Below are 13,168 nucleotides of genomic sequence, written 5' to 3'. Positions count from 1 at the left end.
GGAAATGTAATGGTCAGGACAGCGAAATCAGCGCCTTACTTGGGAAATGTGGGTTGGTTTCCAGCGGGACGCGATGGGTGCCAAAGCCATAATCGCCGGGCTTGGGCACCAGAATATCGATGAGCTCCGGGTCTTTCAGCCGATCCCGCATTTTCTGGCGAACGAATTCGGAAATCTCTTCGCTGACCGCTTCATCGAAGAACATCTCGGCAAAGGACGACAGCCACAGTTTCAGCGAGCCGTCGGCATGGATCTCTTCCAGTATCGCGCGCCGCTGATTGGGGATCAGCTCGTGCCATTTGTGTTCGAAATCATATTCGAAGCCGGTGAAAGTATTGGGCAGGTTCTGGCGCAATTCGTCCAGCCGGCCCTTGTACCATGCCGCCTCGTCCGGCCCGTATTTCGGGTTCTTCATGGGCAGGACATATTGCGGCGTGCGGACAAAGACGGTCAGCGATGCAACCTCGGCGGCGATGGTCTGGATCACCTGGATGCCGGTGGCCCCGGTGCCGATCACCCCCACGCGCTTGCCCGCAAGGTCAAGGCCGCCGCGTGGATAGCGTGCCGTATGCAGGATCATGCCCTCGAAGCTTGACTGGCCGCGGAAGCGGTCCTCGAGCGGAGCCGACAGCATACCGGTGCAGCCGATCAGAAAGCGCGTCTCGATCATCTCGCCCTGATCGGTTCTGACCCGCCAGACCTGACGGTCTTCGTCGAAAGTCGCGGCGGTGACGGTCGTCGAAAAGCTGATGTCGCGCCGCAGATCAAGCTTGTCGGCGATATAGTGCATCCAGCGCTCGATCTCGGGCTGGGAGGGGAAGCGCTCGCTCCATGTCCAGCCTTTGTACAGGTCTTCATCGAAAAGATATTGGTAGATATATGCTTCGCTGTCGAATTTGGCGCCCGGATAGCGGTTCCAAAACCAAGTGCCACCGACATCGCCGGCCGTGTCGCAGGCATGGGCCTTGAGGCCCAGATTGCGCAGCTGGTAAAGCTGATAAAGCCCCGCGACGCCCGTGCCGATCACCAGCGCGTCAAGCGTTTCAGGAACGGGATTTCGGGCCGCCACCGGGGCGGTTTGACGTGAGTCCAGCATGAGATCCTCCTGCATGACCGCCTCCTTGCGGTCGAAGTCGGGCCGTTGCGCGGAACCTCCCAATTCCAATGCGCAGTGCCCAGGGCGCCAAGTTTAGCAAACCGACAGAGCCGGTCTTGAACATCCGCAAGCAATTTTTTGAATGATCCGCAATCAGGAACGCGACTTGCGCAATTGCGCCGGGGTCGTGCCGAGCGCCTTTCGCAATGTCCGCGTCATATGGGCCTGATCCGAAAACCCGCAGGCCGTGGCCACCGCCTTGATCGGCAGATCGCTTTTGCAAAGCAGGTCAGAGGCTTGCGAGACCCGCTTTTCCTGCACATAGGCATAGGTCGATTTTCCGACGGTTTGCCGCAGCCGGAGGTTCAGCGCCCAGACCCCAAGGCCAAGGTTTTCGGCCAGACGTTCAAGCGTCAGCCCCGTGGCAAGCTCTGAGTTGATGTATTCATCCAGCCGCCGCATTTCACTTTCCGAAAACGCGTGCCTCTGTTTGCAGGGCTTCTGGGTGATCGAAGCATAGTGACGCAGCAGATGGACGGCCAGCTGTATGCTCAGCGCTTCGGCATAAAGCGGGCCGCCCTCACCGCTCTCGGCGGCCTCTTGCGTCAGCTGATCGACGACATGGCCGATCACCGGGTCATTGCCCTGAAGGACATCATGCAGGCAGATCACGCCAATCTCGCCGTCACATATGTCGCGGGCGACGCGTGCCATCAGATCGTTGCTCAGATAGACATGCGCGACATGCAGTCCCTCGGTCCAGTTCCACTGGGACTGCATGGCGCGCGATAGCAGGGAGAAGTCACCGGGGCCACATTGGGTTCGGGTCCATCGCCCGTCAAATTCACGGTCCATCGGGGTCAGGCCCTGCCGATACTGAACGATCATGAAATCGTCCATCGGCGGTATCAGCACATCCTGCCCCTTGTAGAGAAAGCTGCGTTGCGCCACACCCTTCCACCCCAGCCCCCGGCTTTCCACGACCGTCTCGCCGGGCACCCAAACCGGCAGTTCATCAGCATGGATCAGATGATCGGCCACAGATTCCCTCCGGTTCAAGAACACCACACGCCGGAATGAAGACCTCCGCATCTTCGGAGCAAGTATCAACGGGAGCAGGAATCGCCTGCAAGATTAGGTAACGAAAGATATTATCACAATACGACTTTCGTACCGGGATATTTGAGGGACGCAGGTCACTTTGGGTTCGACCATCCCCGTTATTCGCAGGATCGCGCGGCCAACGGTCGTCACTGAGTTTGGGCCAAGCTTACTGTTGTGGCCTGCGCGAGATGTTGCTTTTGCAAAGTTGCCGCGATCGCCGTGCCTCAGAGCGCTGCCCTCATCAACTGGCTCGCTGGCCAGGTCATGTTGAAGCACCGCTCGACGAGGCTTTGGCCACGCAGTTTCCGGGATTTTCGCATCGGTATCACTGGCACGACGTTGCGATCCTCCATGGTTTTTCGAACTCGGTCAGCATCATAGCCACGATCCGCCAGCAGGATGCGGGGCTCGGGCAGGTTGTTGTCCATGACCAGATCGAAGCCCAGATAGTCCGAGGTCTGCCCCGGCGTGATGTCCGGCCTCATGGGCAGGCCGCCACCATTGACGCGGAGGTGGATCTTGGTCGTAAAGCCACCGCGCGAGCGGCCAAAACCTTGTCGCGGAATCCCCTTTAGCGCCCACTGCCTGATGATGGGCGCGGATCACGGTGCTGTCGATCATCTGGAGCCCGTCTGTCACGATCCGGCTTTCATTCAAGGCCTCCAAGATTTGTTCCCATAGCCCCGCCGGGGTCCAGCGCCGGAACTGGCGGTAGACACTGGACCATTTCCCGAACTCTTCCGGCAGGTCGCGCCACGAAGAGCCCGTCCGTGCGATCCAGAAAATCCCATCCAGAACAAGGCGGTGGTTCACGGGCTTGCGCCCGTTCGGGCACGGACGGCCAGAATGAAGCGCTCATGGAAGGCCCATTCCTCGTCCGACATCAGGTCTCGTGCCAAGCAGGTCTCCATCGCAGATACCAGCTTGAATCACGATCAACCTGCCCTGTGAATCCCTTTTGTCAACACGCCCTAGTCTTGCGTTGAAAGCCAGAAAGTCCGGTCACGCGCCAAAGCTTGCTGTTTCCGGGGCGGCCATCCAAGAATGTGGAGAAGCTCTCCGCGCCAGCATAACGGCGGAATGCTTTGTCAGCAGCCAGTTAAGCGTTCATGATTCCGCGCGGCGAGCATGGGGTCAACGACCATGGTATCGCTCGTCGGCGGGCGGATCAGTGCGGCTGGGACATAAGGCCCGAAAGCCATGTGGATAAGATCGAGGAGTTCTCGACGATGCCGGTCGGGCCGAAGACCGCCATTGCCGTTGTCGCGGCGATCGGCGCCAGCCAGACAACGGTCGCATTATGGCAGCGTAGCTGGGCTTGTGCCGGGCCGGCATCCGAGCGGCGGCTGAAAGCTCGGCAACGTGGCGACCAACATCAGCGACCGCGGCTTGTTCACGGCGCGCGCCCACGGTCGTGAGAACGGCAGCGAGCAGGACGGACCGCTTCAGCCCACGGGTGAATGCCCGCGGGACGAACCCCGCAATCCTGGCTAACGGCAACTATCATCCGGGCGCTTCTGGCCAGGAACGAGGAATGCCGCCCCGTGACCTAATGCGGGACGGTTAGGTGGTGCAGGTGAAGTGTCATGCCTATGCGCCGGAATCGGAAAATCGGCCCTGAAACGCCGGGAAATATATAGATTTCCGGCTGGATTTCGTCAGATGGCGAACGATTTCCACTCCAACACAGGCCAAAAAGCCTTTTTCAGCAGGCTGTTAAGGCCTCCAAGGCCGAACATTTGTTGAGGGCCCGCTTCACAGACTACCCATTTGGACCTGCAGGCATCAACCCGCGACGCCGGATAGATGTCAGCACGCGTCATGCTCGGAAACACCTCAAAGCGCTTGCCGAGGGAGCGCCGTCCACAGATGCAGAAGGTCCGCGGAGCTTAGCCTGTACTTTCCTGCACAGATCCCACCGGTATACCGGTTTCCTGCTCGTGCCGGAGCCCGATCATCTCTTGTGTGAACGGTGTTCGCTTCATGTCCGTGCTCAAGAGGGGCCAGACTCCACCTGCGATGGAGGATCTCCTGGAAGGTAAGCGCCGGCGAGACATGCCTCTTACACAATACCGCCAAACGTGCCCTACGCCGCTCAGCCCTGAGACCAGTCCAAGTCGATAGAGGATTTTCATGAAGGGGCGCCCAACATTACACTCAATCGCTGTGACACGTCCCGAATGCCTTTTGCGATACGTTCGCGGTTTCTGCTGCTGGGTTCGAAATCGCTTTCCCTTCCTGAAAGGCTTACTGCGGCAACTGGTCGACGGGAGTGGTCAAAGACCGCCGCAGCGCACGATCCAATGCCCTGCTCGAAATTCGCCACCGACCAGGCAAGGCCCTCAATCCGATCCTGCGAAAGCTGGTCTTCAAGAGCCTTGAGCGTTGCAGGTGTCATCGACGTGACGGTTTGCAGGGCTTGGCTCGGGAATATGTTGCGTACATCGTCATGTGACTGATTGGCAAGAATGATCCTGCCCATCACCGTGGCATGGGCAGGCAGGCGGCTTCCCTCGCGGATGTTGCTGATAAGCTGAACATCGGGCGTCTCGCGCACCAAAACGATTACATCAGTACCCGACAATACGCCGAGATGGGCAGAAAACCCAGTCTCCGCCGCGAGACGGCTGAGCAATGGTCGCGCCAGCCGAACAACGTCCCGCGACGACAGCATATGAGCCGTCAACTCCAGCAGACCGTAAGAAAGGATGTATCCCCCCTCCTCATGATCGCCCTCGATCAATCCCTCCCTCTCGAGCGTGTGAAGAAGGCGCAGGAGCGTCGTCCTGTTGATCCCCAGAGCGGCTGCAGTTCTGGACATGTTTCTACATCTGTTGCCTGCACCGATGTGGCGAAGCAGAGCTATCGCGCGAGTGACCGGCGGAACATCATAGGCGGGCGTTACCGATGAAATCAAATCGACCTCCGGATTTCGATCTTGGGATGGGCTGCTTTCTCGCCCCAACATATTTTGAACAATATTTTCCATATTGAACACTTCTGGTCACAGAACAAGAACGAAAACCACTTTCTCCTATCAGCGCTCCGGTAGGGCCAAGTTGTAAGAAGCGTACTACCTATATGCCCTCAAGGGTTATCAAGTGTTTGGCTCCGCTCTCTATCTTGCGCTCTGATAGCAATATCACCCGCAGTATTCTGCTTTCATTTGACATGATGTCGTCTTTCCGCAATTATGAACGTTATGTTCATATACGAACGATCAAGCAAGAACGACGATGACCCGCAGGCGTAAGATAGTGCATGTTTCGCAACCGGCTTCAGACCGCGTGATGCGCGACGCGATCCAGCTGAATAGCTGGGACAATGTCACTTCCGGTGCGAGGAGCTGGAGAGCGCCGAAGTTGATGGCCTACACGGCCTCTAAGGACGCTGTGATGGCAGCGCATGCGAGCGCCGCCCAGACATGGACAGCGGTTACGACCGTTACGCCTGAGATCATGACAACACCGAGCACCCGCTATGTGACCGGCGCCATCGCGTTTCTCCTTGGTCCAGACCCACTCGTCCTCACTGGCCGGACATTGCCCACCAATAACCGCTGCTGGTCGAACTGATGGGCTTTGTTGCTAAAGAAGCGGGCCGCATTGCCTATCTGGAACGGGAGGGCGAGGGTGAGGTGCCCCTCGTGCTTCTGCATGGCATCGGATCCAACGCCGTAAGTTTCGAGGCCTTGCTGCCGGCGTTGCCCGAATGCCTGCCGGTGATCGCATGGAACGCACCGGGATATGGCGACTCCATCCCTCTCTCCACCGATTGGCCAGTGGCTGCGGACTATGCTCTCGCGCTTCGCGCTTTCTTCGATGCGCTCCAAATTCACCGCGCGGTCGTGTTCGGCCATTCGCTCGGGTCACTGATGGGTGCAGCGCTGGCGCGGATGGCTCCAGAGCGTATTGCGCAACTGATCCTGGCCTCGACGGCTCTGGGGCATGGCGTCAAGCCGGGAGGCGTGCTTTCCGAGGGCGCGCAGTCCCGGATCGATGATCTCCTTGTCGAGGGCGCAGAGGCCTTTGCCGCACGTCGCGCGCCGAGGCTGGTTTTCGCGCCCGAAACGAACCCCGATCTTGTTGCCTTTGTCACCCGCTCCATGGCCGCAGTGCGGATGCCGGGCTATGCTCAGGCAGCAAGGATGCTGGCATCGGGTCGGCTGGTGGACGATTTGGCCAAGACAGCGGTCCCGGTGTCGGTGATCTTCGGCACAGAGGATGTCGTGACGCCGCCGGATGCCAACCGGCAGGCGTATTCCGCGGTTCCCCCTCCTTTTCGCGGCAAGCTGATCGCAACTCCGGACGCGGGTCATGCGCTTTACCAACAGGCACCAACAGTGGTTGCCGATGCAATCCAGGCCGTATTCGAAATGACGGACTCCGGGACCGCCGGTGACCGGTAGGCGGCGGCGCGGAATCATACAGGGAATATGGAAATGAGTGACGAGTGCGGGTTCACCGCCTCCGGGGCATCGTGATGCACGGTCCGGAGCTTCCGGCAACGCTGCCCTTTTACCCTGATATGCGGGAAGCCAAACCCGCGCGTAGCGAAACGGCAACAGTCTATCCCCAGCTTACGGGGCCGGAGGCGTTTCGCTATGGCCTGAAGGACGGCCACGTATGCGGCGCTAACCACATACATTTCGGCATGCCGGAGAAGGCGGCGATCAACGCGCTGCATGCACGGGTCGTCGCCGAGGGTGCGGTCGTTTTGAGCGCGCCTTCGGGGCTCAACGGAAGGGTCGGGGGCTACGGTTTCGGGATTGTTGACCCAGACCTGCGTCCACTTCGGTTCCGGGCCGGTGGATACGCCCATGAGGGGCAGCCGGAATGGGCGTTGCCGAAAAAAGTTTCGCATGTCGTTCTCAATACGGCGGACATGGACGGCGTTCGGGCTTGGTACGAACGCGTATTCGGTTTTCGGGTATCGGACTATCCTGCGGACCAGATGGTGGTTTTGCGGTGCTCGTTAGATCACGCCTCCATCGTGCTCGTGCGGGTGCATTGCCCGTCCGCGAACCACATTGCCTTCGAAGTGCTCACCCAGAACGAGTTCCTACGCACAGTCGGGCGGATGAAGCAGAAGGGCCACGTGCCCGTGGGGGGGCCGAGGCGTCCCTCTCCCGGTAACACCCCCTTCACCTGTTTTGTTTCCCCATCGGGCTTCATGGTCGAATTCACCTCCGGGCCGCAGCAAATCGACGAAATGACGCACGCAGCCCAGCTCTGGCCGCATGACGTATCCGAGCAGATCAACCAATGGATGACCGCGTGGCCATCTGCTCCGGCGCAACGGGCGGTGATGCAGGGCCGCCCGGATCCGCGTTCCCCCAATACCTCATGGCTAAATTGAAAAAATCGGAGACCGCAGAGTGAACAGCTACGACTACAATGGACAGGTCGCCGTCGTGACCGGTGGGAGTTCCGGCATCGGGCTTGAGACGGTCAAGCTGCTTTTGGATTGCGGTGCAAAGGTCGCGCTCTGCGCGCGGAACGCCAACCGTCTCGAGAGTGTGCATTCCGTCCTGTGCCGCGACTATGGTGAGGAACGTGTTCTGTCTCGAGCCTTTTCCGTGCTGGACGCCGACGCGACCCGCGGTTTTGCGGTGGAGGTGGAAAAGCGGTTCGAGCGGTGCGATCTGCTCGTCAACAATGCGGGGCAAGGTCGGCAATCGACCTTCGCGGATACGTCTGATGAGGACTGGCGCGCGGAATACGAACTGAAAATCTTCAGTCAGGTTCACCCGATCCGGGCCTTCATGCCGATGCTGCGGGCGGCAAACGGCGCGATCGTGGCGGTCAATTCGCTGCTCGCTTATCAGCCCGAGCCGCACATGGTCTGCACTTCTTCCGCCCGGGCGGGTGTACAGAACCTGCTGAAAAGCCTTTCGGCCGAATTCGCCCCTGATGTCCGGGTGAACTCCATCCTCATCGGGCTGGTGAGTTCCGGGCAATGGACGCGCCGTTTCGCCGAGCGGCAGGATCAGAGCATCAGCCGAGAGGAATGGTATCGCGCGCTCGCTTTGCGGAAGGGCATTCCGCTCGGCCGGCTGGGTGATCCTCAGGAAGCGGCCCACGCTATCGCATTCCTCGGCTCACGCGGCGCAAGTTACATCACAGGTGCCCAGATCGAAGTGTCTGGCGGCCTTTCCCGGCATATCTGAAGGAGTCGCGGTCATGAACATGGATACCCGCATCAAGGCCGAAACGGTCGGAGACCTGATCGCCGACTATCTCGCGGAAACCGGCGTGAGCACGATCTTCGGCGTCATTTCGATTCACAACATGCCCATCCTGGATGCGGTCGCGCGGCAAGGACGCATCCGTTTCGTGCCGGCGCGTGGGGAGGCGGGTGCGATGAACATGGCCGATGCCTTTGCTCGTGTCTCGGGCGAGCTCGGTGTGTGCCTGACCTCCACCGGCACGGCAGCGGGCAACGCTGCCGGGGCGCAGGCGGAGGCCCTGACGGCGGGCACCCGGCTTCTTCACCTTACCACGCAGGTGGACAGCGAATTCGCCGACCGCGACCGCGCTGCCATCCACGACGTTCCGCGCCAGCCGCGGATGCTGGAGGGTGTTTCCAAGACTGTCTTCCGCATTTCCGATCCGCAGAATGCAATCGGGATACTCTCGGCCGCCTGCTCCGCCGCGCTGTCGGCGCCGAGCGGCCCGGTCAGCCTCGAGATTCCGGTCGATGTACAACGCTGCGCGGTCGTGGGGGCCGCGCGGCCCTATGCGCCGCTTGTCGTGCTGCCTCATGCGCGGGAAGAGGCCATCCTCGAACTGGTGGAGCGGGTAAAATCGGCCCGTCGTCCGTTGCTCTGGCTCGGAGGCGGTGCGCGGGAAGCGACGGCGGCGGCGAGCGAACTGGTCCGGCGTGGGTTCGGGGCCGTGACCTCTACCAACGGTCGTGCCATCGTGCCGGAGGACAACCCCGCATCGCTGGGCGCCTTCAACATGACCCCCGAAGCGGTCGACTTGTATGGGAGTGCCGATCTCATGATCGTCGTCGGCTCCCGGCTGCGCGGCAACGAGACGCGCAACAACAAGATGCCGCTCCCGGCCCAACTGGTACAGATCGACGCGGATGCGTCGCAAGGCGGCCGGAACTATGCGGTAGAACAGTTCATCCACGGAGACGCGGCGGATACGCTGGAGCGGTTGCTGGCTCTGCTGCCTGATGATCTGGAATCCGACAAGGGTCTCAAGCTCGACATTGCTCGCGCCCGGGCGCAGGGCGAAAGCCGTATGCGGGACGTTCTGGGCCCTTACCGGGTTGTGGCGGATGTTCTGAACGAACGTGTCGCTGCGGGTGGCCACGCCTGGGTGCGGGATGTGACCATCTCCAACTCCACCTTCGGCAATCGCTATGTGCAGATCGCAGAGCCGCGATTGGGCGTTCACGCGCTCGGCGGTGGAATCGGTCAGGGCGTCGCGATGGGGATCGGTGCCGCGCTAGCCAATGGCGGAGCCAAGGCGATCACGCTCATCGGCGACGGCGGAACCATGCTTGGTCTGGCCGAAATGATTACCGCCGTCGAAGAAAAGGCACCTCTCGTCTATCTGCTGATGAACGACCAGGCTTACGGGGTGATCCGCAACATTCAGGATGCTCAGTACAACTCTCGCCATCATTACAGTGCACTTGCGACCCCGGACTTCGGTACTTTCTGTGCGTCCATCGGCATGCCCCATCGCAAGGTGAGCGATCTGGGGGAGTTCGCGGGGGTCTTCGATGCCGCGGTTGCTGCTGCTGGTCCCCATCTCATCGAGATCGACATGTGCGCCATCGGGCCGTTTGCCGAGAGTTTCGCCGGGCCGCCGGCCGGCGCCGCCGGCAAAGGGGAGTGATCGCATGACCATGACAGAATCTCTCGAACTCAGGGGTTCCGCGGGTGCAGATGAGGTCTGCCGGCTCTCCCTCGGGATCATTGGCTTCGGGGCTATCGCAAGCGAGCTGCTCAAGCTTATCGAACCGTTGCCGCTTGAAAGGCTCATCCTGCTGGTCTCCCCCGGCGGCGAGGCCCGTGCGCGGGAGCGGCTGGTGGCCAGTCATCCCGCTCTGGTTGGGCGGATGCAGGTGACTGAGCGCCTCGACGACCTGATCGTTGCGCGCCCGGGGCTCGTCGTCGAGGCGGCCGGGCATGGTGCTGTGGATGCCCATGCCGCACGACTTCTGGAGACCGGGATTGATCTTCTGCTGGTCTCAATCGGGGCGCTGTCGGATCAGGCGTTGCACAACCGCTTAAAGGCAGCTGCCGTAAGGGGGGGTGCTCGTATCCTTCTTCCGGCGGGGGCGATCGGGGGGGTCGATCTGCTCTCCGCACTCTCCGCAAGGGGCGCGTTGAAAGTGCGTTACTTCGGGACCAAGCCGCCGAGCGCCTGGCGTGGCACACCGGTTGCCGAAACCATCGACCTGGAGCGCTTGTCCGCACCGCTCGAATTCTTCCATGGCAACGCGCGCGAGGCGGCTAGAAACTATCCGAAGAACGCAAATGTCGCCGCGACGCTCGCACTCGCCGGCGCGGGATTTGAAGCGACCGAGGTCACCTTGATCGCTGATCCCGCGGCTACCGGCAACTCCCATCGCTATGAGGTCAGCTCACCACTCGCCAACTACTCGGTCGAAATCACCAATCGCGCCACAGACGGCAATGCCAAGACGTCTGTATCCACGGTCTATTCCGTGCTGCGCGAAATCCGCAATCAAATCGGACCGGTGGCCATATGAGAAGTGTAGCTTCGACGTCTCTCCCCGACGGCCGACTGTTCATCGGTGGCGAATGGACTCTCGGAACAGGAGCGGAAATCACCTCGATCTTTCCTGCCGACGGCAGCATCAATCTCCGCTTCCGCGGGGCATCGCGCGAGGATGGGCTGCTTGCCATCGAGCGCGCGAAGGTTGCGCAGGCTGAGCCGTCTTGGCGCGATCTTAAACCGCATGAACGCGCGCGCTACCTCCATCGCATTGCCGACGGCATCGAAGCGAATGTTGAGCGGATCGCCCGGATACAGACCCGGGACACGGGCAAGACGCTGCAGGAGACGCGCGCGCTTGCCGCTTCTGCCGCGGGAACATTCCGCTATTTCGCTGCGGTCCTTGAGACGTCGGACGAGGCACTGACAACTCCCCGGGGCAATGCCTTGACACTGTCCGTCTGGGAGCCGCTCGGCCTTGTCTCCGCAATTACTCCCTGGAACTCTCCCATTGCGTCGGATGCGCAGAAGGTGGCGCCGGCGTTGGCGGCAGGCAATGCCGTTCTCCTCAAACCTGCGAGCTGGTCCCCGCTGGTCTCGCTCGAACTTGCGAGGATCATCGAGGTGTCCGGCCTTCCGCCGGGATTGTTCTCCGTCCTCCCTGGTGCGGGCCGCGAGATCGGCAACCTGCTTGTTGAACATCCCTCGATCCGCCGCGTTTCCTTTACCGGCGGTACTTCCACGGGCCGAACGATCGCACGGCAGGCGGCGGAAAAGCTGATGCCCGTCTCGCTGGAACTGGGTGGCAAGTCGCCGACCATCGTCTTCGCAGACGCCGATCAGGATATGGCCATTGCGGGAATTCTATACGGCATCTTTTCATCCACGGGACAAAGCTGCATCGCGGGCGCGCGGCTGTTCGTCGAGCGCCAGATCTACGACACGTTTCTCGCCCGGCTGACCGCCGCCACGAAACGGCTCCGGGTGGGCCATCCCCATGATGCCGCGACGCAGGTATCGTGCCTGATCCATCCAGACCATCGCGACGCAGTCGAGGCGCAGGTCAACCAGGCGATCAAGGACGGTGCGCGGTTGTTGGCGGGGGGAAGTCGACCGGATGATCCCACTTTGGCCGAAGGAGCGTATTATCTGCCGACGATACTCGCAGATGCACCGAATTCCGCGAGGATTTGTCGAGAGGAGGTATTCGGCCCCGTGCTTGTCGTACTGCCTTTCGAGGACGAGGCCGAGGTCATTTCTCAGTCGAACGACAATGACTACGGGCTCGCCTGTGGAATCTGGACACGCGATTTTCCCCGAGCCTGGCGGGTGGGGAAAGAGATCACTACCGGCACCGTTTGGATCAACACTTACAAGCAGTTTTCCATTTCCACCCCGTTCGGCGGGGAAAAGGACAGTGGCATGTCGCGGGAAAAAGGTCGTGATGGACTGCGCGCTTACCAGCGCCAGAAAGCGGTCTACGTGGACCTGACAAATCGCCCGATCACGTGGGCCGCCGATACGGTGGAGCGGACGTGACATCCGCAAACTTCCGTTCATCAGAACTAGACCCTCCGGCTGCTTCGCCGCGAAGTGAAATCTCAAGGCCCGGTCCGACGGAACCGCCTAACAGGCTGCTGAAAAGTCCTGAAGGGTTATGCCTATGTACCGGAAATCGGGAAATCGGTCCGGAAACGCCCGGAAGTATATGAATTTCCGGCTGGATTTCGTCAGATAGCGAACGATTTGCGCTCCGACTCGGGTCAAAAAGCCGTTTTCAGCAGCCCGCCAGTGTCGCTTCGCTGCCCGTTCCTTTCGGTCTCGCAAACTGAGCTGTCGCCCCAAGGTGAGCACGCGCCAGATCCTTGGCCCGCGTGCGGCGATGGCGCGGCCTGACCTCGGCGCAGTTGGCAATGCCGCGGGACTGACAGCCGCGGTACAGACTTGGTTGCGAGACCGGATGGGGTTGCCTCATTTGTCCTGTTGAAACGCTCTGGTATCATGGCAAACCCACTTGTCTTTTGGTGGTGGGGCATATGTTGAGTTTTGCCCCACCACCTTCCCGTCGATCCGATGCGCCGAAAGGCGTTGATCCGACATGGCAGGCTGAAAACGGCAGGATATCGGCCACTTTGCGCCTATGATCCGTTGATCCAGAACCGGTTATTCAGAAGCTGCGGCTGCGCATCGCCAAACTCCAGAACAGATCTTTGTGTTTCGGCATGCAATCTTGACCCCTTAGGCGGGGGTATCGGCGCCCAATTTT

At 60.7% G+C, this 13,168-nt stretch carries 9 protein-coding genes and 1 pseudogene; 6 read left to right on the top strand and 4 right to left on the bottom strand.

The features are described from left to right. Positions 1-13: 13 nt before the first annotated feature. The 4 genes and pseudogenes from RT513_RS19990 to RT513_RS19975 form a co-directional block, all read right to left on the bottom strand. The gene (locus RT513_RS19990; RefSeq protein WP_313534424.1) at positions 14-1,111 is read right to left on the bottom strand and encodes an NAD(P)/FAD-dependent oxidoreductase; all 1,098 of its coding nucleotides are present in this window, start codon (positions 1,109-1,111) and stop codon (positions 14-16) included. A gap of 138 nt (positions 1,112-1,249) precedes the next feature. Next, complete coding sequence (locus RT513_RS19985) at positions 1,250-2,137, bottom strand: helix-turn-helix domain-containing protein (protein WP_290687575.1); 888 nt, start codon at positions 2,135-2,137, stop codon at positions 1,250-1,252. Positions 2,138-2,466: 329 nt separating this feature from the next. Continuing rightward, positions 2,467-3,111 (bottom strand): annotated as a pseudogene (locus RT513_RS19980) (IS5 family transposase); the annotation flags it as partial. Positions 3,112-4,331: 1,220 nt separating this feature from the next. After that, entirely contained in the window at positions 4,332-5,189 is an 858-nt protein-coding gene (locus RT513_RS19975) for an IclR family transcriptional regulator (RefSeq protein ID WP_290687577.1), read from the bottom strand. Positions 5,190-5,774: 585 nt separating this feature from the next. On the opposite strand from RT513_RS19975, the gene RT513_RS19970 reads away from it, so the two are divergent. The 6 genes from RT513_RS19970 to RT513_RS19945 all read left to right on the top strand — a co-directional run bounded on the left by RT513_RS19970 (position 5,775) and on the right by RT513_RS19945 (position 12,441). Further along, on the top strand, positions 5,775-6,608 hold the full coding sequence (locus tag RT513_RS19970) for an alpha/beta fold hydrolase (RefSeq protein ID WP_290687579.1): 834 nt from the start codon (positions 5,775-5,777) through the stop codon (positions 6,606-6,608). Between the two features lie 74 nt (positions 6,609-6,682). Continuing rightward, positions 6,683-7,558: a VOC family protein gene (locus tag RT513_RS19965; protein ID WP_290687581.1), complete on the top strand. Its 876-nt coding sequence runs from the start codon at positions 6,683-6,685 to the stop codon at positions 7,556-7,558. A 19-nt stretch (positions 7,559-7,577) separates the two neighbouring features. Beyond that, complete coding sequence (locus RT513_RS19960; protein ID WP_290687583.1) at positions 7,578-8,369, top strand: SDR family oxidoreductase; 792 nt, start codon at positions 7,578-7,580, stop codon at positions 8,367-8,369. Positions 8,370-8,382: 13 nt separating this feature from the next. Beyond that, a complete protein-coding gene (locus RT513_RS19955) occupies positions 8,383-10,056 on the top strand; it encodes a thiamine pyrophosphate-binding protein (protein ID WP_290687585.1) in 1,674 nt (557 codons plus the stop codon). A gap of 4 nt (positions 10,057-10,060) precedes the next feature. Further along, positions 10,061-10,936 carry an aspartate dehydrogenase gene (locus tag RT513_RS19950; RefSeq protein ID WP_290687587.1) on the top strand — a complete coding sequence of 292 codons (876 nt, stop codon included), beginning with the start codon at positions 10,061-10,063 and terminating at the stop codon, positions 10,934-10,936. After that, on the top strand, positions 10,933-12,441 hold the full coding sequence (locus tag RT513_RS19945; RefSeq protein ID WP_290687590.1) for an aldehyde dehydrogenase: 1,509 nt from the start codon (positions 10,933-10,935) through the stop codon (positions 12,439-12,441). Before RT513_RS19950 ends, RT513_RS19945 begins: the two co-directional genes overlap by 4 nt. Positions 12,442-13,168 lie beyond the last annotated feature (727 nt).

The sequence above is a fragment of the Haematobacter sp. genome (assembly GCF_032102465.1).
GTDB lineage: Bacteria > Pseudomonadota > Alphaproteobacteria > Rhodobacterales > Rhodobacteraceae > Haematobacter.
Note: the sequence above shows the minus strand (reverse complement) of the source record. Positions and strands in the feature narration are given on the sequence as shown.

Excerpts from the sequence above, each read along its gene's own strand:
- RT513_RS19945 (WP_290687590.1), top strand. The coding sequence starts at position 10,933 with ATGAGAAGTGTAGCTTCGACGTCTCTCCCCGACGGCCGACTGTTCATC.
- RT513_RS19950 (WP_290687587.1), top strand. The coding sequence starts at position 10,061 with ATGACCATGACAGAATCTCTCGAACTCAGGGGTTCCGCGGGTGCAGAT.
- RT513_RS19955 (WP_290687585.1), top strand. The coding sequence starts at position 8,383 with ATGAACATGGATACCCGCATCAAGGCCGAAACGGTCGGAGACCTGATC.
- RT513_RS19990 (WP_313534424.1), bottom strand. The coding sequence starts at position 1,111 with ATGCAGGAGGATCTCATGCTGGACTCACGTCAAACCGCCCCGGTGGCG.
- RT513_RS19970 (WP_290687579.1), top strand. The coding sequence starts at position 5,775 with ATGGGCTTTGTTGCTAAAGAAGCGGGCCGCATTGCCTATCTGGAACGG.
- RT513_RS19965 (WP_290687581.1), top strand. The coding sequence starts at position 6,683 with ATGCACGGTCCGGAGCTTCCGGCAACGCTGCCCTTTTACCCTGATATG.
- RT513_RS19975 (WP_290687577.1), bottom strand. The coding sequence starts at position 5,189 with ATGGAAAATATTGTTCAAAATATGTTGGGGCGAGAAAGCAGCCCATCC.